Raw genomic sequence first — 25,797 nt, 5'->3', positions numbered from 1 at the left:
CCGACGGGGAGTGGCTGCGTCCAATCTCCATGCAAACACTCACCTCCGCTCCTCCCGTCTCCACACGGACGACGCGGGTTCGGGTACTGCCCGCCCCGACGTATGAGCCGGCCGGCCCCGGTGCGATGGGTGCCGGGGCGGTCGGTTCCGGGACGGTGCGCGCCGTGTTCCCGGGGCCGCGTCCCGATGCGGGACCGTCACGCAAGACCCTGACCGCCGCGGTGGAGGCCCGGCGGTTCACCGTCGCCACGTCGCGACTGCTGTTCGAGGTGATCGACCGTCGACGAGGGATCGCGCACCTCGGTGACTCCGTGTCGCCGTCGATCGTCGATCAGGTGGCGGCGCTGGTTCGTCACGACGCCTTCCGTGTGGCCGAAATCGCCGGTGCCCCTGGAGGTCCACCCGCTCGCGGTACGGTCCTCCAGCGCGTGCACGTCCAGTTGTGCGACACCAGTGCTGCCGAGGTGTTCGGCTCCTACCTCAGCGGTGGGCGCGTCCGCGCCTTCGCCGGGCGCGTGGAGCGCAAGCCGCGCCGTGTGCGCGGGAACGATCCGCGGCCCGGCGGCGCCGGCCCGCGAACCGGTCTCGGCCAGGTCGAATACCGCTGGCAGCTCGTGGCGCTCGAGTTCTGCTGAGCCCGTCGAGTCCGGCCCCGACGCAGCCGAACGGCTAGGATCGGCGGCGTGGTGAACCGTTTGTCGCCGCGCGACGCGATGTACTACTTCCTCGACGATTCCCGGTCGACGACGCATCTCGGGGCGTTGCTGGTCGTGGACCCCTGTGTCGGCGAGGGGAAGAAGTCCGGCGACCCGACGCCCGGGGAGAACGGCACGGCTTCGGCGACCCGTCGACCCGCGCTCGACTACCAGTCGCTGGTGTCGTTGGTCGAGAACCGGCTCCAGCTGGCGCCCCGGTACCGGCAGGTGGTCCGTGAGGTCACGCTCGGACTGGCCCGCCCGGTGTGGGTCGACGACCGGGATTTCGACATCAACTTCCATATCCGGCGCTCGGGGTTGCCGCGGCCGGGTGGTCCCGCGGACCTCGCCGAGCTCATCTCCCGGGTGATGTCCAGGCCGTTGGATCGCACCCGGCCGCTGTGGGAGATGTACCTGATCGAGGGCCTGGCCGACGGCAGGCTCGCGATCCTGACCAAGTCGCACCGGTGCCTGATCGACTCTTCGGGCGATCCGGAGATCAGCGAGGTCATCTGCGACCTCACCGACGAGCCGGAGCAGCTGCCCGAGGAACTGTGGATGCCCGGGTCGCCGCCGGGATCGGCGAACCTGGTCGTGGGTGCACTCGCCGAGGCGATGGCCCGTCCGGGCGATCTCGTCGAGACCATGGTGCATGGCAACGGTCTGGTCTCCGAGGTGCGCTCGGTGGTCGGCAGAACCGTCCGTCGGGCCGGTGACGTCGTCGGCCAGCTCACCGACTCCGCTCCTCGCAGCCCACTCAACAACACGGGCACGACCACCCGCACCTTCACCACGGCGTCGGTGCCGCGGCGCGACTGCGCCAAGATCGCCGAACACCACAACTGCACCGTCAACGACGTGGAACTCGCCATCATCTCGGGGGTGGTGCGGCGATGGATGCTGTCCGTCGACCCGGCGGCGGTGCCTGCCGACACCGTCCGCGTGGTGATCCCGCTGTCGCCGCGGGACCCCGGGGTGGAGGTCGAGGCGGGGGCCGAACCGGGCTGGATCAACCTCGGCAAACCGAGCTTCGTGACGGACCTGCCTGTCGGGGAGTCGAATCCGACGGTGCGTCTCGCCCAGGTGGCGGGCCTCGCCGAGCGTTATGCGCAGTCGTCGCGGCGGATGAGCACGGGCCCGAGCCCGCTGTTCCCGGAGCTGGGTATGGTGCCCTTCGCCGACTTCAGCTCCCGCGCGTTCCGGTCGCTCGACAGTCGCGCGTACAACGTCCCGGTGGCGATGAGCACTTCCCCGGTCGCCGACCGGTTCGTGCTCGGCGTGCCGGTCCGCGAGATCTTCTACATCCCGGTTCTCGTCTCGCAGCGGGCGCTTGCGGTCAGCGTCGTCGAATACGGTGACCGGCTGCAGTTCTCGTTCATGGCCGACCGCGGGGTCATTTCCGACCTGCCCGTGCTGGCGGACTACGTCACCGAGTCCTTCGAGGAGTTGCTGATCACCGACTGAGTCGGGGGCGCGGCTAAGGTGAGCGGGTACCGCAATCGGACCGCCAGGAGCGGGGGTCGTTATGAGAGCGATGGTCGAATGAGGGTCTACCTGCCGGCGACGTTGGCAATGCTGATGGAGCTCAACTCCGATGGCGAGTTCCGTCCGATCGGCGGAACCGGGTTCGCGTTGACCCCGGCTCTGCGCGAGGCGTTCGTCGCGGGCGACGACGAGGAGCTCTCGGACGTCGCGATGCGCGAGGCCGCGCGGGCGTCGCTGCGTCTCCTGGCCGGGGAGGCGCCGGAATCCGGCGACGCCGAGGCCGAGCGCGATCTCGCCGCCGACGAGGCGCTGACGAAGCCGGGCGTGACCCCTTCGCTGCCGCCGCGCCGCGTGGTCGTCGCCGCCGACGTCGAGGACGTCAAACTCCGTCCCGATCTCGACGATGCCGTGGTCAAGGTCGGCGGGACGATCCCGCTCTCGGCGGTCGCCTCGGTCCACGTCGACGTGAAGGAGGCGGAGGACAAGGTTCGCGCCGCTGTCGTCGTCATCGATGCCGCCGACATGGGTGACCTGGACGCCGAACTGGCCGTCGGCGACATCGAGGACTTCGACCTCGCCTGGTACGCCACCCAGGAGCTGCCGTTTCTCCTCGAACTGCTCTGATACTCGTGTGAGATCCTGGATGGCGCTAACCTACGGTTGCGTAGGTTAGAGTGTTCGGAGACGTTGAAGGCGGTGTGTGAGTTGGGTCTGCTCGAGCGATTCGAAGAACCGGTGGCCGGGGTCGCGGCGCGTAGCCGCGGTGCGCAGTGGGTTCGTGCGGCGGTCACCCGCATCACGACGCCGTTGCTCCCCGACGACTACCTGCATCTCGCCAACCCGCTGTGGTCGGCCCGTGAGCTGCGGGGCAAGGTCATCTCGGTGAGGGGGGAGACCGAGGACACCGCAACGATCCGGATCCGTCCGGGCTGGGGGTTCTCGTTCGACTACGCGCCCGGCCAGTACGTCGGTATCGGCGTGCTGATCGACGGTCGATGGACGTGGCGTTCGTACTCGCTCACCTCGACCCCCGACGCGTCGGCGAACGACAAGACCATCGCGATCACCGTCAAGGCGATGCCGGAGGGTTTCCTGTCGACCCACCTCGTGAACGGCCTGACGCCGGGCACCGTGGTCCGTCTCGCCGCGCCCCGCGGCGAGTTCGTCCTGCCCGACCCGCTGCCGGAGAAGATCCTGTTCGCGACCGCCGGCAGTGGCCTCACCCCGATCATCTCGATGCTGCGCACGGTCAGACAGCGGAAGCAGAACACCGATATCCGGCTGATCCATTCGACGCCCTCCGAGACCGACCTGCTGTTCGCCGACGAACTCGAGGCGATGGCGTCGTCGGGTCTCGTCGACCTGCACGTGCAGTACACCCGCACGGACGGACAGGTCACCCCGGAGTCGCTGCCGAGCCTGTGTCCCGACTGGCGCGAGCGTCAGACCTGGGCATGTGGACCGGCGGGGTTCCTCGACGGCCTGCATCGTCTCTACTCCGACGCCGACCTGGGCGAGCGGCTGCACATCGAGCGGTTCGCCCTCGAACGCGGTGTGGTGGGTGCCCAGGGCGGCACGGTGACGTTCAAGCGCTCGGGCAAGACCGCCGAGGTCGACGGCGCGACCACCCTTCTGGAGGCCGGGGAGGCCGCGGGCACGATCATGCCGTTCGGCTGCCGGATGGGCATCTGCCAGAGCTGCGTGGTGATGCTCGACAAGGGCTGCGTGCGAGATCTGCGGTCCGGCGTCGAACACGTCGAGGGTGAGCGTATCCAGACGTGCGTCAGTGCGGCCGCCGGGGATTGCACGCTGGACGTCTGACCTGGCTGTTCGTCTATGACCCGGCGATGCCCCGGGAACTGCCGGTACGCTCGAAAACGTGCTTGATCACAGTGCTGGGACCCGTCCCGTTCGGCCCGAGGGCTGACCGGTGAAAGCCGCGGTCCGGATTCCCGAAAACGTCCCCGTTCTCACCGACGGCGGGGTGACACTGCGGCCTCATGAGCCCCGAGATCTCGATCGCATGGTCGAGCTCGCGGCCGATCCGGCCATGATGCGGTGGACACCCGTCCCGGCGCCCTACAGTCGCGCCGCCGCCGAGAGATTCGCCCTCGACTATGCACCCAGGTCCTGGGCGGACGGCTCCCGCATGTTGTGGGCCGTCGAGTTCGACGGCAGGTTCGTCGGCACCGTCGACCTCGCCGGGGAGGGCCCGCTCAGCAGGCTCAGTTACGACCTCCATCCCGACGCCCGCGGCTGGGGCGTGATGAAACGCGCCGTCCTGCTCGCGGTCGACTATGCCTTCACCGAGGCCGGCAAGGAGGTCGTCCGCTGGACGACGGTCGCCGGGAACATCGACGCGTTGCGCGTCGCGCACTCCTGCGGATTCCGGCTCGACGCCGCGGTCCCGGACGGGGTCGAGGTCCGCGGCCACATCCGTGACGCGTGGGTCGGCTCGCTGCGAGCAGACGACGCACGGGAGCCGCAGACCGAGTGGCGCACCGACGTCTTCGAGACCGAGCGGTTCCGCCTCCGGCCCCTCGCGGAGCACGACGACCCACGCATCCGCGAGACCCTCGACGACCCGACCTCCCGCAAGTACCTCTTCGCGCGGCCCGACCCGCTGGAGCTCGAACACGCGGCGGCCGAACGTCTGCGCAAGTGGTGGACCGCTGCGCAGGGCGTCACCTGCACATGGGCCGTCGCCGACCTCGAGACCGACGACTACCTGGGCGACATCACCCTCCTGCACATCGACGAGGTCACCGGCGCCGAGGCCGGCTTCTACACCCATCCCGAAGCGCGCGGGAAAGGCGTGCTGGCAGAAGCGTTTCCGGCGTCCGTGCGATATGCGTTCGAGAAGTTCGGTTTCCGGCGGCTGACGCTGTTCGCCGCCGACAGCAACGAGGGCAGCAAGAAGCTCGCCCGCGCAGCCGGTTTCCGCGAGGTCAGCAGGCAGAAGCTCGCCGCCCGCTCCGACGGTGTCTTCGAGGATCTCATCGGCTTCGAGCTGTTCATCGACGACTACCGTGAGGCCGCGGACAGCTGATCCCGCCGGTTTCCGCCGGTTGAGCCCACCCTGCCGGTCGAGCCCACCCTGCCGGTTGAGCCTGTCGACCCCCCGCGCAAAAAACCGTGCCGTCAGGGCGGCTCACCGCTGGACACACCCGCGCCCCGTAACCTACGCTTGCGTAAGTTACGGAAACGTAAGGGTCGGAAGATCCGGCGTGAGCCGGTCGGTGTAGAGGTCGTCGTCGACCCCCACCGAGACCCATCCCACCTGCGAAGGGACCACACGTATGGCGATCACGGACATCCCCGAATACGCACACCTGTCCGAGGCGGACGTCGAGGCACTCGGCGCCGAGCTCGATGCGATCCGCGCGGAGGTCGAGGCCAGCCGGGGTGAACGTGACGCCCGCTATCTCCGCAACACCATTCGCTTCCAGCGTGGCCTCGAGCTCGCCGGACGCGCACTGCTCTTCGGCTCCACCAAGAAGTCGCTCTGGTGGGCCGGCGCTGGTGCGCTCGGCGTGGCGAAGATCGTCGAGAACATGGAGCTCGGGCACAACGTGATGCACGGGCAGTGGGACTGGATGAACGATCCCGAGGTGCACAGCTCGACGTGGGAGTGGGACAACACCGACCCGTCGGCGCACTGGAAGCACACCCACAACTACATCCATCACAAGTACACGAACGTGCTGGGCATGGATGACGACGTGGGCTACGGCCTGCTGCGCGTCACCCGCGACCAGCGCTGGCGTCCGTTCAACTACGGCAACCTCGTCTACAACACGATCCTCGCGCTGGCGTTCCAGTACGGCGTCGCCGTGCAGCACCTCGAGCTGGGCAAGAAGCGACGGACGCCGGAGGAACGGGAACAGTACAAGCGCGACGTCGCCGACGTGCTGTCGAAGATCGGCAAGCAGGTCGCCAAGGACTACCTCGCCTACCCGGCGCTGGTCAGTGCGACCACCGGGCACAAGGTCGGCTACGTCAACGCCTACCGCAAGGCGGCCACCGCGACCGCGCTCGGCAACGTCATCCGCAACGTGTGGAGCAACGCCGTCATCTTCTGCGGGCACTTCCCCGACGGTGCGGAGAAGTTCACCAAGCAGGACATCGACAGCGAGTCCCAGGCCGAGTGGTACCTGCGCCAGATGCTGGGCAGCGCCAACTTCGACTCCGGTTTCGTTCTCGCGTTCATGAGCGGCAACCTGTCGTACCAGATCGAGCATCACATCTTCCCGGACCTGCCGAGCAACCGGTACGCCGAGATCGCGGTGAAGGTGCGCGCGCTGTGCGACAAGTACGACCTGCCCTACACCTCGGGTCCGTTCCCGGTGCAGTACGCCAAGACGTGGCGGACCATCGCCAAGCTGTCGCTGCCGGACAAGTACCTCAAGGCGACCGCCGACGACGCGCCGGAGACCGCGTCGGAGCGCCGCTTCAAGCAGGGGCTGCCCGAGGGTGCCCGGCTGCGGGCCACCATCGACGAGCAGACCGGTACCCGTCGCGGACTGCGCTCGGCCATCGCCGGGCTGCGTGAGCGTCGTCGCGCCGGTCGCGGACGTGCCGTGGTGACGCCGCTGCGTGCGACGCGTGACGACGAGGCCGCCGCCTGATCGGCGATGGCGGGTGGTCGGACCCCGCGCCGGGGCAGGGAATCGAAAAGGTCGGCATAATGGGGCTCAATGGCCATCACTGACATCAATGAGTACGCGCATCTGACCGACGCCGACGTGGAGGCGCTGGGTGCCGAACTCGACACCCTTCGCCGCGAGATCGAGGCGGATCGGGGGATGCGTGACGTCAAGTACCTGCGACGCACGATCCTGGCGCACCGCGCGCTCGAGGTGACCGGACGCGTCGCGCTGCTCGGCAGCCGCTCGCGGCCGCTCTGGCTGCTCGGTACCGGCGCGCTCGCTCTCTCGAAGATCATCGAGAACATGGAGCTCGGGCACAACGTGATGCACGGGCAGTGGGACTGGATGAACGACCCGGAGGTCCACTCGACCACCTGGGAATGGGACATGGTGTGCGCCTCGCCGCACTGGAAGCATTCCCACAACTACATCCATCACAAGTACACCAACGTTCTCGACATGGACCACGACGTCGGTTACAAGACGTTGCGCGTCACCCGGGACGATCCGTGGCAGCCCAAGCTGCTTCTGCAGCCGCTGACCAACGTCGTGCTCGCGGCGCTGTTCGAGTGGGGGATCGGTCTGCACGACCTGGATCTGAAGGACGTCATCTCGGGTGCCAAGCCCAAGGAGATCGCGAGACCGCAGCTCAAGTTGTTCGCCCGTAAGGTCGGCAAGCAGATCGTGAAGGATTACGTGTTGTTCCCGACGTTGTCCGGTCCGAACTTCACACACACGCTGACGGCGAACCTCACCGCGAACCTGATCCGCAACCTGTGGGCCTATGTGGTGATCTTCTGTGGCCACTTCCCGGACGGGGCAGAGAAGTTCACTGCGGACATCCTCGAGAACGAGACACAGGGGCAGTGGTATCTGCGGCAGATGCTCGGGACGGCGAATTTCGACGCCGGGCCGGCGATGGCCTTCCTCAGCGGTAACCTCTGCTACCAGATCGAGCACCATCTCTATCCGGACCTGCCGAGCAACCGCTACGCCGACATCGCCGAGCGGGTGCGGGCTCTATGTGACAAGTACGACCTGCCCTACACCACGGGTTCGCTTGCGGTGCAGTACTTTCAGACGCTGCGCACGATCAACAAGCTCGCCCTGCCCGATCAGCTCTTGCGGGCGACCGCCGACGACGCTCCGGAAACCGCGTCGGAGAAGCGCTTTGCCGGGATGCCGCGGACGACCGGGCTCAAGACGGCGATTCGTCAGCTGCGGGCGCGGCGACGTCGTCGCTGAGCGTCCCGCCTACCGCTGCCAGCAGATGCCGCACGGCCATGCCGCGCCGGTAGGAGTGGCCCTCGAGTTCGTCGAGGCGACACTCCGGATCGGCCGGCGGGCCGAGATGCGTACAGCCCCGGGGGCATTCCTCGATGGCGTCCCGCAGATCGTCGAACGCCGCGATGATGTCGTCTGCACCGACATGAGCGAGTCCGAACGACCGGATGCCGGGGGTGTCGACCACCCAGCCGCGCGGGATCGAGTCCCCGGGTAGGGGCAGCGCCACCGACTGGGTTGACGTGTGGCGTCCCTTGCCTACCCCGGACACGACGCCGGTCGCCCGATATGCGTCGGGGACAAGACGATTCACGAGTGTCGACTTGCCGACCCCGGAGTGGCCGATGAATGCGGTGATACGGCCCCGGAGCGTCGCGAGGATCTCGTCGAGCGGATCGTCGCGCCCGGCCCGGATGACCGGCAGGTCGAGATCGGCGAAGGCGGCGATGAACTCGGTCGGATCGGCGAGATCGGATTTGGTCAGGCACAGGATGGGGGACAGGCCGCCGACGTAGGCCGCCGCGAGTGTGCGTTCGACGAATCCTGTGCGCGGCGGCGGGTCGGCCATCGCGGTGACGATCAGCAACTGGTCGGCGTTGGCCACCACGATCCGCTCGTAGGGATCAGAGTCGTCTGCGGTGCGGCGCAACACACTTCGCCGTTCCGCGACGCGGACGATCCGCGCCAGGGTGTCGGGCTTGCCGGAGAGGTCGCCGACCACCGACACGTCGTCACCGACGACGATGGGGGTCCGGCCCAGTTCTCGCGCGCGCATCGTCACGACGCGACGGTCCGGATCGCCGCCGAGGACGACACCCCACCGGCCGCGGTCTACCGACACGACCATGCCCTGCTCGGCGTCGTCGTGGGATGGGCGGGTCTTGGTGCGCGGACGGGTGCCCTTCCCCGGACGAACCCGGACGTCGGACTCGTCGTAGCTGTTGGCCCGCCGGCTCAAGGGCGCCCGATCATCTTCTGCCACATGCCGGGAAAGTCGGGCAGGGTCTTGTTGGTCGTCTCGATGTCGTCGACCACGACGTCGGGCGTCACGAGTCCGATGATGGCGCCGGCGGTGGCCATGCGGTGATCGGCGTAGGACTCCCAGGTCCCGCCGTGCAGGCTCGTCCCGGTGATCCGGAGTCCGTCCTCGGTCTCGGCGCAGATCCCGCCGAGACGGGTGATCTCGGTGGTGAGGGCCGCCAGCCGGTCGGTTTCGTGGCCGCGCAGGTGGGCGATGCCACTCAGCGTCGACTCGCCGTCGGCGAGGGCGCAGAGGGCGGCGATGGTCGGGGTCAGTTCACCGATGTCGCGCAGGTCGAGGTTCACGCCCTTCAGCACCTCGGGTCCGCGGACGCTGAGGGTGCCCTCGAGGTGCTCGACGGTGCATCCCATTGCGGCCAGGACGTCGGCGATGCGGGCGCCGGGCTGTGTGGTGACCGCCGGCCAGTACGGCACCCGGACCTCTCCGCCGGTCACCGCGGCAGCGGCCAGGAACGCCGCCGCGTTCGACAGGTCGGGTTCGACGGTCCAGTCGACGGCCCGGATCGGACCGGGCGACACGCGCCAGACATCGGGTTCGGAGGTGTCGACCTCGACGCCGGCGGTCGCCAGCATCTCGACGGTCATGTCGATGTGGGGAGTCGACGGGACGGGCGGTCCGACGTGGCGGATGACGAGCCCCTCGTCGAACCGGGCCGCCGACAGCAGCAGACCCGACACGAACTGCGAAGACCCGGACGCGTCGATGGTGACCTCGCCACCGCGCACGCGTCCGGTGCCGTCGATGGTGAAGGGCAGCCGGTCACCCTCGATCGCGACCCCCAGCCCGCGCAGGGCGTCGAGGATCGTGGTCTGGGGCCGGACCCGGGCCTGCGGGTCGCCGTCGAAGCGCACCCGGCCGGCGGCCAGCGCGCCGAGCGGCGGCAGGAATCGCATCACCGTGCCGGCGAGACCGCAGTCGACGTCGGCGCCGTGCAACGGTCCTGGGGTGAGCGAGACGGTGGTCTCCGCCGCGGGGTCGATGCGCACCTGCACACCGAGTGCCTCCAGAGCACTCAGCATCAGGTTGGTGTCTCGGCTGCGGAGGGTTCCGCGGACGGTCGACGGGCCGTCGGCGAGCGCGGCGAGGGCCAGCGCGCGGTTGGTGATGGACTTGGAACCGGGCAGCTCGACGGTGGCATCCAAGCCGCTCGCGCAGGTGGGCGCGTTCCAGGAACTCATGCGATCCAGTTTGTCATGCCCGGTCCGGCCGGTTTCATCACCGCCGATGCCCTCCGGCTAGCGGTTGTCCTTGCGCAGCGGATGACCGGTGGGGATCTCGACGACGATGATCGTGCGTCCGTCAGGGTCCTCGGCGTGCATCTCGATCAGGCCCCACGGCTCGGTCCGCGGCTCGCGGGTGACCGTCACCCCGCGATCCCGGAACTGCTTCCCGGTGGCCTCGGCGTCGCGTACCTGCAACCAGAGCACCGCGTTGCTCATCGGGTCGGGGGCGTCGGTCTTCATGTGCGTCGAGATCTCGATGAGCCCGTTGCCGGCGAAGAACACGATGCCGCCGGGGTACTCCCGATGGATCGGGAGACCCAGCTGGTCACGGTAGAAGGCCTGCAGACGCTCGGGATCTGCCGAGAGTAGGAGCACCCGGCTGGACAAGACCTCCATCTACTGCCCCTCGGTGCTTCCGGCGGAGCCGCCCACGGCGTGGCCCCGGTTGTAGTCGGTGTGACCGGCGGCCTCGTACGCCGCGCGTTCACGCGCCAGGCGATCTGTCTCGCCGATCGGCGTCGCATCCCCGAAGGCGAAGGCCGACGCGTGCGGCCACTCGTGCGGTACGTCGGGGTCGACGATGCGGTCGTCGAGGCCGTCGGCTGCGGAACCGTCGTCGGCGCCGGGGCCGGGTTCGAATCTGGAGGACATGGAACCCACGATATGCCGATTCGCGGCGAGGGGGGCCGTGTCCGGGGTCCCGCGGCGTCGTGTCGGGCGGAGGCGGCTTCGGCGCCCCCACCTGCGCCGGATCGTGTGCCGACCGCTACCGAACCGCAAGGTCGGGTTCGTAGCGTCAGAGGAGGGTCGGGTGGATCCAAACCGGAGGGAATCATGACCGCCACCAAGCATCGCACCGAGCACCGCGACTTCGCCTCACCCGACGAGGTCCGCACCTTCGGTCACGGCCGGATGAACGTGCTCAACGTCGGGGACTCCGAGATCGGCCGGCTCGAGTTGCAGCCCGGCTGGCGGTGGTCGGTCGACGTGAAACCGATCGCCGGCACCGAACTCTGTGAGGCGCCGCATTTCCAGTACCACGTCTCCGGGGTGCTGCACATCGTGATGGCCGACGGTACCGAGTTCGACGCCGGGCCCGGGCAGATCACGTCGCTGCCGTCCGGGCACGACGCCTGGGTGGTCGGCGATGAGCCGGTGGTCACCGTCGATTTCTATGGCGCGAGCAACTACGCGAAGGCCGATGCGGGGTAGGGCGCGCCGAGAACTGAATCGTGGATGTCGCCTGCCGTGACGCCGGTCGACACGTTCGGCGACATCTGGACGGTCCGCCCGTTCACGAACCGCGCCGCGAGAACCCGCCGTCGGTGTAGCCGTCCCAGGTCTCGAAGACCCGCATCACCTTGGGATCGCCGAGGCCTCTGATGTGGTCGCACAGGTCCTTCGGGCTCGACGGGTTGGTCACGATGAACTGGTGCAGCGACGCGTCGTGATCGGCGAGGTAGCGCAGGGTCTCCGGCGGGGTGTCGGGGTCGGCGGCCGCAAGGGCGTCCCGCGGGTCGAACGCCGGTGCCCGGACGCCGTCGGAGGCCGAGACCGTGGGTTCGCCGACGACCGCGATGTCCCCGGTGTTGTGGTAGTCGACCGGATCGGACGACACGCTGCGGGTGTTGAGCAGCAGGTTCAGCAGGATCGCGGTGATGGCGCCGGCCGAGATGCCCGAGTGGAAGATGGTCTGGAACCAGTCCGGGAACTGCGAGTACATGTCGAGCACGACGTCGACCGGGGCATCGCCGAGAGCGCGGTCGGTGTAGTAGATCTTCGCCTCGGTCAGCATCGCAACGCCCACCGAGATCGCGACGACGAGCACGTTGACGTTGTTGAACTTCACCTTGGTGAGGGTCCGGATGCCGCTGGCCGCGACCATGCCGAACAGTGCCACACCGGCGCCGCCGAGCACCGGGAGCGGGATGCCCTCGACGACCGCCGCCATCTTCGGCAGCAGACCGAGGACCACCAGGATGATGCCGGCACAGGTCGCCACGTGGCGCGTGCGGACGCCGGTGATGGCGACGAGGCCGACGTTCTGTGCGAACGCCGTGTACGGGAACGTGTTGAAGATGCCGCCGAGGACGGTGCCGAGTCCGTCGGCGCGCATGCCGTCGGCCAGGCGGCGCGGGGTGATCTTCTCGTCGACGATCTCACCGACCGCGACGATGTCGCCCGTGGTCTCGGTCATGATCACCACGCCGACGATGATCAGCGAGATGATCGCGCTGATCTCGAAGGTCGGCGCGCCGAACTGGAACGGCTGCGGCACACCCACCCACGGGTATTCGCCGACCTTGTCCCAGTGGGTCATCCCGAACGGGATGGACACGAGCGTGCCGATCGCCAGGCCGAGGAGGATGGAGACACGGCGGACGGCGTCGGGTGCGAAACGCTCGATGGCGACGATGATCGCCAGGGTGAGGAAGCCGAAGCCGATGTTCTTCGGGTCGCCGAAGTCGGGGCCGGAGGCGGTGCCGCCGCCGAACCAGCCGGCCGCCACCCGCATCAGCGAGACGCCGATGATCAGGATGATCGTGCCGGTGACCAGCGGCGGAAAGAACCGGATGAGCCGCCCGACGATCGGTGCCACCGCGATCATGAACACGCCGCACGCGATCACCGAACCGTAGATGGCGGTGATGCCGTAGCTGGTGCCGATGGTGATCATCGGGCCGACGGCGGCGAAGGTCACGCCCTGCATCAGCGGGAGCCGGACGCCGAACCGCCAGAACCCGACGGCCTGCAGGATCGTCGCGATACCGGCGACTAACAGGTCGGCCATGATCAGGTGGACGATGTCGCCCTGCTGTAGCTGCCCGGCCCCGACCATCGCGCCGCCGACGATCAGCGGGACCGCGACCGCACCCGCGTACATCGCGAGCACGTGCTGGAGGCCGAGCGGGAACAGTTTGACGAACGGCGGGATCTCGTCGACCGGACGCGCACCGGTCTTCCCGTTCTTCACGACGTCGATTAACGGCATGACTGGTTTCTACGTACCCGGTATTTCCGCGGAGGCGCGTCCGTGTGTCGGCGGTGTTTCCGCGAAGATATATCGGTGACCGTATCCTCGACTCGCCGCAGCGCGGGCATCCTGCTGTTCCGCCGTAGCGGCCCCGACGGCGTCGAAGTGCTCATCGCTCACCCCGGCGGCCCGATCTGGGCCCGCAAGCCGGACGAAGGCTCGTGGTCGATCCCGAAGGGGCTGGTCGACGCCGACGAATCGGAGTGGGACGCCGCGCGTCGTGAGTACCTCGAGGAGATCGGCAGCCCGCTGCCCGGCGGTCCGCACATCGACCTCGGCGAGGTGAAGCTCAAGAGCGGCAAGACCGTCATCGGCTTCGGCGTCGAGGGCGATCTCGACGTGACGACCGTCGTATCCAACACCTTCGAGATGGCGTGGCCGCCGCGGTCGGGCCGCATGCGATCGTTCCCGGAGATCGACCGCGCCGAGTGGTTCGACCCGGAGACCGCGAAGAAGAAACTCAACCCCGCTCAGGCGGCGTTCGTCGACCGGCTGCTCCAGGCGCTACCCGACGCCGGGTGATCGACGATCCCGCCTGTCGGATTCCTTCCCGCCGATCGAGCTCGGTAGGCGGGAAGGAAATCACCATGCGGATGCGGGGCCGTCGACCTACTCGGCCATCGGACGGAGGAACGGTGCCACCCAGTCGGGTGTCACGTCGGAAGTGATCGCCGCGGCGGTCGCATCGTCGACGTCGACGAGCGAGTAGTGCTCGGAACCGGCGGCCGTCGCGAGGATCAGCGTGCTCACCCCGGCACGGCGTTGGAAGACCGATGACCGGCTCGCCCAGCCGATCACGCCGGCGCGGTCGACGACGATCCGCTGCCGGGCGACCGTCGGGGGAGCGATGACCACCGACCGGGCGGTGAGACGGTGACCGAGGTGCCGGGCCCGGACCATGCCGAGACCGATCGAACCCGCGAGCGCGAGCACACCCACGGCGATCCAACCGACCGGGATCGCGCCGCCGATGACCGCGATCGAGATCCCGGCGAGGATCACCAGACCCGAGAGGAATCCCCGGTTCAGGCGGCGGATGCGGGCGACGCGGCCGTGTCCGGTCAACGCGGCGGTCAGTTCGGACCGCTCGTGGGTGACGAGGTCGGCGACCCGCATCGCCTCGGACATCGGGGCCGGCGGCAGCAGCAGCGGGTGTTTGGTCGCACCGGTCGCGATCGCCTGCAGACGGGCACCCTTCAGCGGTCGCATGAGGATCGGTTCGGTCAGGTGGCTGCCGCGGATGCGCTTCTCGTCGAAGCTGATCGAGTTGGTGGTGAGTAGTCCGCGTTCGGTGCGCAGGGTCCCGTCGGGATGCCGGGTGAGGCGGAAGTCCCAGTAGCTCAGGACATATCCGATCACCGAGAGGACGGCGCCGATGAGGATCACGGCCACCACGGCCACGGCGATGACCAGTGCGAGCGGGATCGACCGCACGGTGTCGAAGGCGTCGCGTGCGAGGCCGACCCCCTCGTCGAACATGCCTGCGTCGTTGGCGATCTGGACCCCGACGCCGGCGACCGCGGCGGCGATCGCGAGACCGCCCATCGAGAACGGCGAGTACCGCAGCCAGGCGTTCTGGAAGCTGGTGAGCACCTCGGGTGCGGCCGTCGGCATCTCGGCAGCGAACTGCTCCTCCGACGCTGCTGCCGCAGACCGGGTTCCGGCCGTCGGCATCAGGTTGTCGTGCAGGGCGCGCGCCTCGGGGAGGGTGACGGCGCGGAGTTTGACCTGCGACGCCTGTTCGTCGCCGCCGGTACCGATGGTGACCTTCTGCAGATTCAGCACACGGTGGACGAGTGAGGCGGTGAGGTCGACGCTGCGGATGCGGTCGCGGCGGGCGGTGGCGACCTTCTTGGTGACCAGCCCGCTCCGGACCCGGACGTGTTCTGCGGTCACCTGATAGAAGGTGGTCAGCCACGGCACCACCGTCACCAGCGGCACGAGGACCACGGTGGCGAGAAGTGTCACCAGGGGCGCGCTCCGCCCGGCGAAGACCAGTGCGATGAGGACCGGAACCAGCGACGGGAGCGATTCGACGACGGTCACCGCCATCATCCACGGGGACAGTCGATGCCATTCGTCCGGCGCGTCGATGTAAAGGCCCGGGGTGGCCGGCGGCACCGCACCGGGTTGCGGCTCAGGTCGCGTCATCGGTGAACGCCTGGGTGCGGATGGTCAGGTCGGATGCGGTCGCGCGGGCGAGTTCGGCGTCGAGCCCCTCGATGTGGATCGTGCCCGCCGACGACGCCGTGGTCACCGTGAGCTTCCCCAGTTTCAGCAACTGTTCCAGGGGATCGGCCTCGGTGTCGACGACCTGGATACGTGCGATCGGGATGATCACCCGGTGCCGGACGAACCAGCCCGATTGGGCGTACACCGCATCCTCGCTGACCTCCCAGCGGTGAAAGCGATACCGCCACAACGGGACCACCACCGTGTAGAACACGGTCAGCAGGGCCAGGGCGATCGCGGCGAGCGTTGCACCCCACCGTGCGTCGGGCACGACGACCGCGACCACGATGGCCGCGATGGTCGCCGGTACGCCCAGGATCAGCGGACCGATGCGCCACAGGGTCTTGGCGCGCGGATCGACCTGGTTGACCGGCTCTCGCAGGGTGGGATGCAGCGGATTGTCGGGAGCGGGTGCGGATTCCATTGCGACCAGTCTAGGGCCGCCCCCGCCGCCGACCGCGGCAATCGCGTGCCGCTTCTAGGTGATGGTGACGCCACCGTCGACTGCGAGGGTCTGCCCGGTGACGTAGCCGGCGGCCGCCGAGGACAACCAGATCGCGGTCGCGGCGAGCTCTTCTCCGTAACCGGTGCGACCCAGGACGACCCGCGGCATCTGCGAGTCGAGGTAACCGGGCTGGTAGGTGTCGGTCATCTCGCTCTCGAAGAAGCCGGGGGCGATGGCGTTGACGCGGATTCCCTTGCGCGAACCCCACTGCTGGGCCAGGTCCCGGGTGAGACCGATGACGCCGGCCTTGCTCGCGGCGTAGGCGGCCTGCGGCAGCCCCGCGGTGGTGATGCCGAGGATCGACGAGATGTTGACGATCGCGCTGCCCGGCTGCATGACCCGTCCACACGACTGGGCCATCCAGTAGGAACCGTTGAGGTTGATGTCGATGACGTTCCGGAACTGTTCGGGGGTCTCCCGAGTCGCGGGATAGGCGGTGCCGACGCCGGCGTTGTTGATGAGGACGTCGACCTTTCCGAACGTTTCCATCGCCGCGTCGACGACGCGCTGGCAATGCTCGGGGTCGGAGACGTCGGCGGGGACGACAAGAGCCTTGCGGCCCAGCGCTTCCACGGCGGCAGCGGTGTCGGCGAGCTTCTCCGCTCGACGCGCGGCGAGCACCACGTCGGCGCCGGCCTCGGCGAAGCCGCGGGCGAAGGAGACACCGAGTCCCGACGAAGCGCCGGTAACGATGACCACCTTGCCGGTGGTGTCGAACAGATCCATCACGGACATCGTTGTCTCCCTTGCGTGTTTCTCCGGTGACGCGGCGCAGAGGCGCCGCGCCGTGATCGGCGGGTGTGGTCAGAACCAGGACGGTTCGACGTCGAGGGTGGTGCGGTCGAGCGCGGTGAGGAGGTCGAGCTGCGGACCGGTCTTCGGTAGTTCATACCGGAAGAAGTACTGCGCTGCAGCGCGTTTGCCGTCATAGAAGTCGCCGGTCCGGCCGTCCGCGGCGAGGAGTTGTTCGAGCCACATCCAGGCGATGACGATGTGGCCGGTGGCCTCGAGGTAGAGCGTGGCGTTGGCGAGCGCGAGCTTCGGGTCGCCCGACGACCAGATGTGTGCGGTCACTTTGACGAGCCGGTCGACGATCGACTGCAGGGTCTCGGCGTATCCGGCGGCGGCCGGCACCTCGAGTGCACGTGCGACGGTCGCGCCGATGGTCTCGGCGAGCAGTGCCAGACCGGCACCGCCCTGCATGATCACCTTGCGGCCCAGCAGGTCTAGGCCGTGGATGCCATGTGCCCCTTCGTGGATGGGGTTGAGGCGGTTGTCGCGGTAGTACTGCTCGACGTCGAACTCACGGGTGTATCCGTACCCGCCGTGGACCTGGATCGCCAGGCTGTTGGCCTCCAGGCACCACTGCGACGGCCAGCTCTTGGCGATCGGGGTCAACACCTCGAGCAGCAGCTCGATGCGGGCGCGTTCCTCGGCGTCGGCGGTCGTCGCGGCCTGGTCGACGAGAACGCTGCAGTACAGCTCGAAGGCGAGCGCGCCCTCGACGTAGGACTTCTGGGCCAGCAGCATCCGCCGGACGTCGGCGTGCTCGATGATCGGCACCGGCTTCGAGGACGGATCCTTCTGGTCGACGGGGCGTCCCTGCGTGCGCACCTTCGCATACTCCAGCGACGCCTGGTACCCGGCGTAACCCAGTGCGGTGGCGAGGAATCCGACGCCGATGCGTGCCTCGTTCATCATGTGGAACATGTAGGAGAGGCCGCGGTGCTCCTCGCCGACCAGATATCCCACCGCGCCGGGGGTCGTGTCGGGGGAGAAGGTGCCGTCGCCGAAGTTGAGCAGCGTGTTGGTGGTCGCGCGGTTGCCCATCTTGTGGTTGAGGCCGACCAGGGCGACGTCGTTGCGGGTGCCGTCCGGCAGGAACTTCGGCACGATGAACAGCGAGATCCCCCTGACGCCGGGACCGCCACCGGGCGCTTTGGCCAGCACGAGATGCACGATGTTCTCGGTCAGTTCGTGGTCGCCGGCCGAGATCCACATCTTGGTCCCGGTGATCCGGTAGGTACCGTCGCCGGCCGGTTCGGCCTTGGTGGTGATGTCGGCCAGCGACGACCCGGCTTGCGGTTCGGACAGGCACATCGTCCCGGCGAAGCGGCCTTCGACGAGCGGGCGGACCCAGGTGTTGCGTTGTTCGGGGGTCGCGTACTCGGCCAGCAGGTTGGCGTTGCCGACCGTGAGGAAGTTGTAGGACGACATGGCCGCGTTCGCCGCCTGGAACCACACCGCGGACGCTTGCCGGATGACGGTCGGCAGCTGCATGCCGCCGAGTTCCTCGTCGAAGGAGGCGGCGATGAGGCCGGCCTTGCGGAACTCGGCGAGGCCCGACACCACCGCGTCGGGGAGGACGACCTTGCCGTCGTCGCCGATGTAGGGCTCGTTGGCGTCGCCGATCTTGTTGGCCGGGGCGAAGCATTTCATCGCGATGTCGGCGCTGAGCTCGAGGACGGCGTCGAAGGTGTCGCGCGAGTGCGCCGCGAAACGGTCTCGGGAGGTCAGGGCCTCGACGTCAAGCCATTCGTACAGCAGGAACTCGAGGTCCCGCCGGGACATGGGTGTGGCCATCGCACTTCCTCGTGATCGGACCGCCGTTGTGGTGCCGTTCAGGGGCACCCGTTCATCATGCATCTACCGATCGTCCGCTCGGTATCCGACCCTATTTGGAGGGGCCGCTTTTAACCATCGCTCGACGGTTGTTACGAGTATCACACCTTGTCACTTCTCCTTGTAAAGGTGTGTGGCCCGTGATGGACTACTGACGATTCACGATCGTGAATAACTTCGGTTATGGCGTGAAGATGCAGGTCACGGGGACGGTGCCATTCGGCGGGGGTGGCATCGTCCCGACCTGCCCGCCGCCGATCCCGACCGCCGATCCCCGGTGCCGGCGCCGACTACACGTCGATGCCGAACTCCTTGATCTTTCGATAGATCGTCGCCCGGGAGATGCCGAGTGCATGGGCCGCCGCGACCTTGTTCCGACCGTTCTCCTCCAGGCTCCGCACGATCGCATCCCGTTCGAGCGCCTCGATGCGGGTGAGGGTGTGCCGGCTCTGTGCGCGATAGGTCGGCGGCAGATGCTGCGCCGTGATCGTCCCCGACCGATGGTGGATGACCACGTCCCGTAGCGCCTGCCGGAGTTCTGCGACGTTGCCCGGCCAGGTGTACTTGCTCAGCTGCCGCATGGCGTCCGGCGCGACCTCGAGTTCCCGTCCGCGCGTGAGTTGCAGGAGGATGGCCGGCACCAGCACCTGAAGGTCCTCGATGCGATGGCGCAGTGGCGGTACCTCGATGGTGTGCGAGAAGAAGGGGAGCAGGGTGACGCCCAGGGTGGGTGTCGCGTCGCCGGCGCTGAGGGTCATCCCCAGCCAGCCCGCGTGCTCGCGTCCCTGCATCACCTCGGCGACGTCGAACAGCATGTCGTCGTCGAACTCGTCGGCATCGCGCAGGATGATCGCGAAGCCGTCCGTGTCGAGCTCCGCGGCGAAGCTGTCGAGGGTGTCGGTGTCCTGGAAGTCTGCGGCGGCGTACACGCGAATCGTCCCGTGCCGGCATTGTCCCGCCGCTGCGCGGAGAACCGCCGACCGCCCCGAACCCCGTTCGCCCGACACCGCGATCCAGTGGCCGGCACCCACGTGCTGGGCGATGCGGTCGCTCGCCTGCCGCCACGATGAGCTGCGGCCGACGATCCCGGGCAGCATTGAGGCCGTCGAGGGTCGGCGCTGGGGTGAGGTGGCGGTGGCCGAATCCATCAGGTGCACATGGAAAACCGCGATGCCGGCCGCTGCGTCAGAGAACTCGACGACCGGCGCGAGTCGTACCGAGCGGCCGCTGGGCAGCGTGTTCACCCGCCGCCCCGCGGCGACATCAAGGGTCTGGTCGACGGCGTGCTCGAGCATCGACACCTGATCCTGCGGGTCGATGCTCTGCCGAAGACGTCGGTTCATCAGCACGACGTCGGCGGCGATGGCGAGGACCATCATCTGGGGTGCGCGTCGACAGGTCGCGAGATAGGCCGAGAGGAGCCGGGATTCGCTTTCGCTGGCGTTCGCGAGCATCTGCTGTTCGATCTGCACGGTCGCCGACTTGGCCAGGGACAGCAGCAGGGAACCGCCCTTCTCCACCCACCCGGTGAGGTCGAGGGCCCCGACGACGCCGCCGGAGAACGGGTTTCGGATAGGTACCCCGGCGCAACTGAGCTGGGCGAGGCATCCCGCATAGTGTTCGGCACCGGTGACGAGGGTGGCCTGCCGGGTTTCGAGGGCGGTGCCGATCCCGTTGGTGCCGGCGTGCTCTTCGCTGTAGCTGTAACCGGGTGCGAGTGACACCGCGTCGAGCTGGCCGAGGAGTTCGCCGCTGCCGGCGGCACGGGACAGCACCACACCGTCCGGCGAGGTGAGGATGATGCTCACCGGTTCCGACGAGAGGTCGGTGGCGAGCTGGTCCAGCACCGGCCGGGCCGCGGTCATCAGCGGACTGTCGGTGTTCGGCTCGCGGACGAACGGGAGTTCCAGCCGGTCTGTCTGCACCTTGAACGAGCGCGAACGGCGCCACGAGGTCGAGATCGCATCTCGAACGGCACCGGTCAGGCGATCGTCGACGACACCGTCTTCGCTGAGGAATCGCTCGCGCGCCCGTGCTACGTGGGCGACGGGTTCACGAGACTGGTCTGTTGGCTTGGGCTTCACCGGGACCGCAACTCCCTACTGTGATGTAGGTCTCATTCCAAGGCAGTGTAGCGGACGAGCCTACGTTCACGCGCGTGAACGACCAGGTGTCTTCATCCGATTCGTACTGGTCAAGGGGCATACGGGTGACATTTCGGGCAGCCGGAAGTGGGCCGGTCGCGATCCACGCCGAGAACGAATCTGCAATCGCGACCGGCCCCCGTCGCCGCTGCAGCGACGACGTCCCCGCCGGGGTCTTGGAGGAGGGCGGACTAGTAGATGTTGGAGGGCCGCACCATCCCCTCGGCGAGATCACCGAAGCCCGGGGCCTCGATCGCGCCCGGATGCGTGAACACCTCCTCGACGACGGCGGTCTCGGTGGTGATCAGCAGTGCGGCGATCGACGCGGCGCTCTCCAGCGCGGCCTTGGTGACCTTTGCCGGATCGATGACGCCCTCGTCGAACATGTCGCCGTAATCGCCTGTCATGGCGTTGAATCCGTGACCCAGGGGCAGACCGCTCACGACCTTGACCACTTCCTCGCCGTCGAAGCCGGCGTTGGTGGCGATCCAGAACAACGGTTCGGCCATCGACCTGCGGACGACGCCGATGCCCGCCCCTTCGTCACCACCCACGTCGCCGAGCGCGTCGAGTGCCCGATGTGCCTGTGCCAGCGCGGTTCCGCCGCCGGAGACGATGCCGTCCTCGACCGCCGCCCGCGTCGCGGCCAGGGCGTCCTCGACGCGGAGCATGCGCTCCTTGAGTTCGACGCTGGTCACGCCGCCGACCCGGATGACCGCCACCCGGCCGGTGAGTCGCGCGATCCGTAGCTCCAGGCTGTCCCGGTCGGCGTCGATCCGTGCACGTGCGTGCTGCGCCTCGAGTTGCGCGACGCGAGCGTCGACGAGGGTCTGGTCGCCTCGCGCACCGACGATCGTGGTGGAGTCCTCGGTGACGGTGACCCGGTCGCATTGGCCGAGATGGTCGAGGGAGACCTCGTGCAGCTCGAGGCCGGTGTCCTTGGCGATGACGTGACCGCCGAGTGCGACGGCGAGATCCTCGAGTTCGGCGACACGGCGATGACCGAAGCCGGGTGCGCGGACCACCACCGACTGCATCGTCTTGTGCATGTTGCCGCCGACGAGCAGCTGCAGTGCGGGACCGTCCACGTCCTCGGCGAGCACGACCAGCGGACGATCGGCGCGTTTGGCCGCCTCGATGCTCGGCATGATCTCCTGCACCGAGGTGATCTTCTTGTTGGTCAGCAACACCACCGGGTTGTCCAGAACCGCCTCCATCCGTTCGGGATTGGTGACCATGTACCCCGAGATGTAGCCGTGGTCGAACTCGATGCCGTCGACGACATCCACCGACAGGCCCAGGGTGTCGCTCTCCTCGGTGGTGATCACACCGTTGCGGCCGACGTACTCGACCGCGGCGGCGATGGCCGAACCGATGACCTCGTCGTCACTCGCGGCCAGGGTCGCGATGCGTTCGAGATCGCTGCGGCCACCGAGGGCGACGGACTGTTCGGACAGGGCATCGATCACCGTGGTGATCGCCCGCTCGATACCTCGGCGCACCCGCATGGGATTGGCGCCCTGCTCGACGGCGCGTAGACCTTCGCGAACCATGGCCTGCGCCAACACGGTTGCGGTGGTGGTGCCGTCACCGACAACCCCGTTGGTCTTCATCGCCACTTCCTTGACCAGCTGTGCGCCCATGTTGGCGAACGGATCACGCAGCTGGATCTCGCGGGCGATGGTCACCCCGTCGTTGGTGATGGTCGGTGGGCCGGTGAGCTTCTCGAGGACCGCGTTGCGGCCCTTCGGTCCCAATGTCACCTTGACCGCGTCGGCGAGTGCGTTCACTCCTCGCTCGAGCCGCAGTCGCGCTTCGGCGTTGTAGCGCAACTCCTTGGCCATGGTCGTCCTGCCTTTCTGTGGTGTTCTCGGCTGAAAAATCGAAGGGTCAGGGCACGAGGATCGCGCGACCGCGCACGCGGCCGGCGTCGAGATCGTCCAGTGCCTGCTGGAAATCGGCGAGGGCGTAGGTGCTGGTGTGCAGCTTCACCTTTCCCCGGGCGGCGAGGTCCATCAGCTCACCGAGGTCGTTGTAGGAACCGACCAGGTTGCCGATGAAGTTGATCTCGGTGGAGATCACGTCGATGGTGGGGACGTCGATGTTCTCGCCGTAGCCGACCACGAAGAAGCTGCCGGCGCGGCGCAGCATCGCGGTTCCCTCGGCGGTCGCCCCGCCCTCGCCGACGAAGTCGAGCACGGCCTCGGCACCGTGTCCGTCCGTCAGGTCGAGGACCTGTTGCACATGTGTTCCGTCGGCGACGATGCCGATCTCGGCACCCACCTCCGTGGCGAGTTCCACCGCATCCGGGTTCCGGTCGACGACGACGATCCGCAGGGCGGAGATCGCGGCCAACACCTGGATTCCGATGTGTCCCAGACCTCCTGCGCCGATGACCACGCAGGTGTCGCCGGGCCGCGTCATCCGCGCGACCTTGGCGGCCGCGTGGTAGGCGGTGAGGCCGGCGTCGGCCAACGCCGCCACGTCGGCGGGTTCGAGGGAGTCGTCGATCTTCACGACGCTGCGTGCGGTCGTCTTGAGGAACTCCGCGTAACCGCCGTCGGTGTCGATGCCGGGGAACCGGCTGTTCTCGCAGTGGACGTCGTCGCCGAACCGGCAGGCCCGGCAGAGTCCACAGGTGATCAGCGGATGCAGGATCACCTTGTCCCCGACGGCGACGTTGGTGACCGCGTCACCGATGGCCTCGACCCAGCCGGCGTTCTCGTGGCCGATCGTGTAGGGAAGGTCGACACCGCTCTTCGCCTCCCACTGGCCCTCGAGGATGTGCAGGTCGGTGCGGCAGACACCGGCACCACCGATCCGGACGATGACGTCGTGCGGCCCGGTGATCTCAGGGGCCGGGACCTCGTTGAGTTGCAGTTTGTCGTGGTAGCCGACGACCTGGACTGCGCGCATGGCTTACTCCTGTTCGCTTCGGTGGTGTGCGCGAGGGGTTTCGCGGAGGTTGGTGATGACCGGGCCGCTGGCCCCGTCGCATTCGTCGTCGTCGGCATAGCGGGTGGCGAGCAGACCACGACAGAAATGGCTGTTGCCCTCCATCGAGATGCGCACGGACCGTGCGAATCTCAACCGCATCGGGATCTGGTCGGCCGGCAGCGTGTGCCCCTCCTCGTCGACGACGACGAGGCTGTTGGGGCATATGCTGAGGCCCAGCTCCAACCGGCGTCGGAGGAGCGCCGCCTTGTGGCGACCGCGTGGTACATCCCGCAGCGCCAGCCGATCCACGTCGGCCACGGTGACCCGACCGGCAGCGATCTCGGCGGCCACACATCGTTCCATCGCGGCGGTGTGGGCCTTGCGCTGGAAGGTCAGGCGCAGCTCGTCGAGGCTGTCGAGGGCCTCGACGCCGAAGGTGCCCTTGTATCCGGCACGGGCGTCGAGTCCGGCGTTGATCTTGTCGCTGTCGTGATGATCGTCGAGCAGCACCCGGACCTGCCCGACGCCGTTGACGTCCTCGAGCGCGTCGAGTGCATCCGACCCCATCAGGTAGGCGAAGTTGGGCGAGCAGAACGACGTCGGGAGACGCAGGTGCACGGTCACGCCCACCTCGTCGATCAGGATCGACCGCACGAATCTCAGTTCGGTGATCGGTTGGTCGAGTTCGGGATCGAGGACGGTGTCGAGCGCGGCGAGGACGTCGCGCTCGAGGTCCGTCGCGGCATCGGCGACATAACCGGGGGGAGGTGCGATCGTGGTCATGCCGTCACCACGTCCTTCGCGCCGGCGGCCACCTCGACTTCCGGATCGGCGGCGCTGGTCGGGAGCTTGAGTTCCTCCGGCACCTCGATGTGCGGGTAGAGCGCTGCCGCGTTGAGGCCGAGGATCTTCTTCTTCTGTTCGACGGTGATCGGGGCGTATTCGGTCATGTCCTCCGGGATCTGGAAGTCGACGAACCGCTCCACGAGCCACTGCGGCGTCCACAGCGCGTAGTCGCTGGCGAACAGGATCTTGTCCTCACCGATCCAGTAGAGGAGTTCGCCGATGATCTGCGCGAAGTACCGGGGCCGGGTGTGGATGAACGGGATCGCCACGGCGAGACCGCCGAACACGTTGGACTCCTGGGTGGCGATCCAGCAGAAGTCCTCGAGCCGCGGCAGGCCGACGTGCTCGATGATGAAGTTCAGATCCGTGTAGTCGGTGGCCACCTTGTCGACGTCGGCCACGTCGAAGGCATCCCGGTCGAGGGGCCGGATGGTGGGTCCCTTGTGGACGTGGATGTTCTTGATGCCGAGTTTGATGCACTCCTCGAGGTAGCGGCGTGACCAGGCGTCGTCGAGCTTGTAACCCCGTGAGTCGCCGATCCATTCGGCGGTGTACAGCTTCACGCCCTTGAGGTTCATGTTGTCGGCGTCCTTGCGGAGCTGCTCGAGGCCGGCCTCGCCGTGGCGGGGATCGTAGGCGTGGTTGTAGGTGAGCAGCTTCGGGTTGTCCTCGCACAGCTTCAGCGAGTCGTCGACCTGGGCGAAACCGTTGACGTAGAAGTCCTTCAGGATCGTCGCCTGGAAGATGGCGTGATCGGCCGGGCCCTCCTCGAACAGGTCGCGCATCAGCCGGTCGGGACCGTAGTAGGTGTAGGTGTCGTAGTCCCAGACCTCTTCCTCGGGGCTGAGATTGCGGTGGTAATCGTAGAAGCAATCGATGAACTGCTTGCCGTGGATGTTGCGCTGATTGGATTCACGGGCGTCCCAGAGGTGGACGTGTGCGTCGACGATGAAGTACTTGTCGCCATTCTTCTCGTACATCGATGACTCCTTGATCGTTCTCGGTGGAAGCGGGCTGCATCCGATGGGGTTGGCGGGGATCGAGAGTTGTTGCCGGCGGGGATTTCTGGGGTGCGTCATGGCCGCCGGGGTCCTCGCCG

The 25,797-nt window shown here is 67.8% G+C and carries 23 protein-coding genes; 9 read left to right on the top strand and 14 right to left on the bottom strand.

The window, feature by feature from the left end; all coding sequences use genetic code 11:
- Positions 1-29: 29 nt before the first annotated feature.
- The 7 genes from PWF70_RS18435 (at position 30) to PWF70_RS18405 (ending at position 8,074) form a co-directional block, all read left to right on the top strand.
- The gene (locus PWF70_RS18435) at positions 30-635 is read left to right on the top strand and encodes an Rv3235 family protein (RefSeq protein ID WP_279939311.1); all 606 of its coding nucleotides are present in this window, start codon (positions 30-32) and stop codon (positions 633-635) included.
- Positions 636-683: 48 nt separating this feature from the next.
- Entirely contained in the window at positions 684-2,159 is a 1,476-nt protein-coding gene (locus PWF70_RS18430) for a wax ester/triacylglycerol synthase domain-containing protein (protein WP_006360150.1), read from the top strand.
- Between the two features lie 78 nt (positions 2,160-2,237).
- A complete protein-coding gene (locus PWF70_RS18425; protein WP_279939309.1) occupies positions 2,238-2,804 on the top strand; it encodes a DUF6912 family protein in 567 nt (188 codons plus the stop codon).
- An 81-nt stretch (positions 2,805-2,885) separates the two neighbouring features.
- Positions 2,886-4,001 carry a ferredoxin reductase gene (locus PWF70_RS18420; RefSeq protein ID WP_040004317.1) on the top strand — a complete coding sequence of 372 codons (1,116 nt, stop codon included), beginning with the start codon at positions 2,886-2,888 and terminating at the stop codon, positions 3,999-4,001.
- Between the two features lie 109 nt (positions 4,002-4,110).
- Entirely contained in the window at positions 4,111-5,229 is a 1,119-nt protein-coding gene (locus PWF70_RS18415) for a GNAT family N-acetyltransferase (RefSeq protein WP_006360147.1), read from the top strand.
- A gap of 250 nt (positions 5,230-5,479) precedes the next feature.
- Positions 5,480-6,808: a fatty acid desaturase family protein gene (locus PWF70_RS18410; protein ID WP_006360146.1), complete on the top strand. Its 1,329-nt coding sequence runs from the start codon at positions 5,480-5,482 to the stop codon at positions 6,806-6,808.
- A gap of 69 nt (positions 6,809-6,877) precedes the next feature.
- Entirely contained in the window at positions 6,878-8,074 is a 1,197-nt protein-coding gene (locus PWF70_RS18405) for a fatty acid desaturase family protein (RefSeq protein ID WP_241548717.1), read from the top strand.
- Here the strand turns inward: PWF70_RS18405 and rsgA are convergent.
- The 4 genes from rsgA to PWF70_RS18385 are packed head-to-tail and all read right to left on the bottom strand — an operon-like array spanning position 8,028 to position 11,029.
- Positions 8,028-9,071 carry a ribosome small subunit-dependent GTPase A gene (rsgA, locus tag PWF70_RS18400; protein ID WP_042377382.1) on the bottom strand — a complete coding sequence of 348 codons (1,044 nt, stop codon included), beginning with the start codon at positions 9,069-9,071 and terminating at the stop codon, positions 8,028-8,030. The genes PWF70_RS18405 and rsgA overlap by 47 nt on opposite strands.
- Positions 9,068-10,333 (bottom strand): 3-phosphoshikimate 1-carboxyvinyltransferase, encoded by a 1,266-nt coding sequence (aroA, locus tag PWF70_RS18395; RefSeq protein ID WP_042377380.1) that lies wholly within the window; start codon positions 10,331-10,333, stop codon positions 9,068-9,070. Before aroA ends, rsgA begins: the two co-directional genes overlap by 4 nt.
- A gap of 57 nt (positions 10,334-10,390) precedes the next feature.
- The gene (locus tag PWF70_RS18390; protein ID WP_042377378.1) at positions 10,391-10,774 is read right to left on the bottom strand and encodes a VOC family protein; all 384 of its coding nucleotides are present in this window, start codon (positions 10,772-10,774) and stop codon (positions 10,391-10,393) included.
- Entirely contained in the window at positions 10,775-11,029 is a 255-nt protein-coding gene (locus tag PWF70_RS18385) for a hypothetical protein (RefSeq protein WP_005197507.1), read from the bottom strand.
- Positions 11,030-11,212: 183 nt separating this feature from the next.
- On the opposite strand from PWF70_RS18385, the gene PWF70_RS18380 reads away from it, so the two are divergent.
- The gene (locus PWF70_RS18380) at positions 11,213-11,590 is read left to right on the top strand and encodes a cupin domain-containing protein (protein ID WP_039880293.1); all 378 of its coding nucleotides are present in this window, start codon (positions 11,213-11,215) and stop codon (positions 11,588-11,590) included.
- A gap of 82 nt (positions 11,591-11,672) precedes the next feature.
- Here the strand turns inward: PWF70_RS18380 and PWF70_RS18375 are convergent, their stop codons facing one another.
- Complete coding sequence (locus PWF70_RS18375) at positions 11,673-13,370, bottom strand: nucleobase:cation symporter-2 family protein (protein WP_042377375.1); 1,698 nt, start codon at positions 13,368-13,370, stop codon at positions 11,673-11,675.
- 75 nt (positions 13,371-13,445) lie between these two features.
- Between PWF70_RS18375 and PWF70_RS18370 the strand changes: the two genes are divergently transcribed.
- Positions 13,446-13,934 (top strand): NUDIX hydrolase, encoded by a 489-nt coding sequence (locus PWF70_RS18370; RefSeq protein WP_042377373.1) that lies wholly within the window; start codon positions 13,446-13,448, stop codon positions 13,932-13,934.
- An 87-nt stretch (positions 13,935-14,021) separates the two neighbouring features.
- On the opposite strand, the gene PWF70_RS18365 is transcribed toward PWF70_RS18370, so the two are convergent.
- From PWF70_RS18365 to PWF70_RS18325, 9 genes are all read right to left on the bottom strand, one after another.
- The gene (locus PWF70_RS18365) at positions 14,022-15,563 is read right to left on the bottom strand and encodes a PH domain-containing protein (protein WP_042377368.1); all 1,542 of its coding nucleotides are present in this window, start codon (positions 15,561-15,563) and stop codon (positions 14,022-14,024) included.
- Entirely contained in the window at positions 15,550-16,068 is a 519-nt protein-coding gene (locus tag PWF70_RS18360) for a PH domain-containing protein (protein WP_286352727.1), read from the bottom strand. Before PWF70_RS18360 ends, PWF70_RS18365 begins: the two co-directional genes overlap by 14 nt.
- Positions 16,069-16,122: 54 nt before the next feature.
- Entirely contained in the window at positions 16,123-16,884 is a 762-nt protein-coding gene (locus PWF70_RS18355; RefSeq protein ID WP_042377364.1) for an SDR family NAD(P)-dependent oxidoreductase, read from the bottom strand.
- Between the two features lie 69 nt (positions 16,885-16,953).
- On the bottom strand, positions 16,954-18,732 hold the full coding sequence (locus PWF70_RS18350; protein WP_042377362.1) for an acyl-CoA dehydrogenase: 1,779 nt from the start codon (positions 18,730-18,732) through the stop codon (positions 16,954-16,956).
- 329 nt (positions 18,733-19,061) lie between these two features.
- Complete coding sequence (locus tag PWF70_RS18345; protein WP_042377361.1) at positions 19,062-20,855, bottom strand: sigma-54-dependent Fis family transcriptional regulator; 1,794 nt, start codon at positions 20,853-20,855, stop codon at positions 19,062-19,064.
- A gap of 251 nt (positions 20,856-21,106) precedes the next feature.
- Complete coding sequence (gene groL, locus PWF70_RS18340; RefSeq protein WP_286352726.1) at positions 21,107-22,759, bottom strand: chaperonin GroEL; 1,653 nt, start codon at positions 22,757-22,759, stop codon at positions 21,107-21,109.
- A gap of 46 nt (positions 22,760-22,805) precedes the next feature.
- The gene (locus PWF70_RS18335) at positions 22,806-23,831 is read right to left on the bottom strand and encodes an NAD(P)-dependent alcohol dehydrogenase (protein WP_006360130.1); all 1,026 of its coding nucleotides are present in this window, start codon (positions 23,829-23,831) and stop codon (positions 22,806-22,808) included.
- A 3-nt stretch (positions 23,832-23,834) separates the two neighbouring features.
- The gene (locus PWF70_RS18330) at positions 23,835-24,635 is read right to left on the bottom strand and encodes an iron-sulfur cluster assembly protein (RefSeq protein WP_119032976.1); all 801 of its coding nucleotides are present in this window, start codon (positions 24,633-24,635) and stop codon (positions 23,835-23,837) included.
- On the bottom strand, positions 24,632-25,678 hold the full coding sequence (locus PWF70_RS18325; RefSeq protein ID WP_286352725.1) for an amidohydrolase family protein: 1,047 nt from the start codon (positions 25,676-25,678) through the stop codon (positions 24,632-24,634). The genes PWF70_RS18330 and PWF70_RS18325 overlap by 4 nt, the downstream gene beginning before the upstream one ends.
- Positions 25,679-25,797: the final 119 nt, after the last annotated feature.

The organism is Gordonia sp. Swx-4, assembly GCF_030316175.1.
Lineage (GTDB): Bacteria > Actinomycetota > Actinomycetes > Mycobacteriales > Mycobacteriaceae > Gordonia > Gordonia alkanivorans.
Note: the sequence above shows the minus strand (reverse complement) of the source record. Positions and strands in the feature narration are given on the sequence as shown.

Excerpts from the sequence above, each read along its gene's own strand:
- PWF70_RS18325 (WP_286352725.1), bottom strand. The coding sequence starts at position 25,678 with ATGTACGAGAAGAATGGCGACAAGTACTTCATCGTCGACGCACACGTC.
- PWF70_RS18405 (WP_241548717.1), top strand. The coding sequence starts at position 6,878 with ATGGCCATCACTGACATCAATGAGTACGCGCATCTGACCGACGCCGAC.
- PWF70_RS18355 (WP_042377364.1), bottom strand. The coding sequence starts at position 16,884 with ATGTCCGTGATGGATCTGTTCGACACCACCGGCAAGGTGGTCATCGTT.
- PWF70_RS18375 (WP_042377375.1), bottom strand. The coding sequence starts at position 13,370 with ATGCCGTTAATCGACGTCGTGAAGAACGGGAAGACCGGTGCGCGTCCG.
- PWF70_RS18435 (WP_279939311.1), top strand. The coding sequence starts at position 30 with ATGCAAACACTCACCTCCGCTCCTCCCGTCTCCACACGGACGACGCGG.
- groL (WP_286352726.1), bottom strand. The coding sequence starts at position 22,759 with ATGGCCAAGGAGTTGCGCTACAACGCCGAAGCGCGACTGCGGCTCGAG.
- PWF70_RS18425 (WP_279939309.1), top strand. The coding sequence starts at position 2,238 with ATGAGGGTCTACCTGCCGGCGACGTTGGCAATGCTGATGGAGCTCAAC.
- PWF70_RS18350 (WP_042377362.1), bottom strand. The coding sequence starts at position 18,732 with ATGGCCACACCCATGTCCCGGCGGGACCTCGAGTTCCTGCTGTACGAA.
- aroA (WP_042377380.1), bottom strand. The coding sequence starts at position 10,333 with ATGAGTTCCTGGAACGCGCCCACCTGCGCGAGCGGCTTGGATGCCACC.
- PWF70_RS18390 (WP_042377378.1), bottom strand. The coding sequence starts at position 10,774 with ATGGAGGTCTTGTCCAGCCGGGTGCTCCTACTCTCGGCAGATCCCGAG.
- PWF70_RS18360 (WP_286352727.1), bottom strand. The coding sequence starts at position 16,068 with ATGGAATCCGCACCCGCTCCCGACAATCCGCTGCATCCCACCCTGCGA.
- PWF70_RS18330 (WP_119032976.1), bottom strand. The coding sequence starts at position 24,635 with ATGACCACGATCGCACCTCCCCCCGGTTATGTCGCCGATGCCGCGACG.
- PWF70_RS18365 (WP_042377368.1), bottom strand. The coding sequence starts at position 15,563 with ATGACGCGACCTGAGCCGCAACCCGGTGCGGTGCCGCCGGCCACCCCG.
- PWF70_RS18410 (WP_006360146.1), top strand. The coding sequence starts at position 5,480 with ATGGCGATCACGGACATCCCCGAATACGCACACCTGTCCGAGGCGGAC.
- PWF70_RS18335 (WP_006360130.1), bottom strand. The coding sequence starts at position 23,831 with ATGCGCGCAGTCCAGGTCGTCGGCTACCACGACAAACTGCAACTCAAC.
- PWF70_RS18385 (WP_005197507.1), bottom strand. The coding sequence starts at position 11,029 with ATGTCCTCCAGATTCGAACCCGGCCCCGGCGCCGACGACGGTTCCGCA.
- PWF70_RS18380 (WP_039880293.1), top strand. The coding sequence starts at position 11,213 with ATGACCGCCACCAAGCATCGCACCGAGCACCGCGACTTCGCCTCACCC.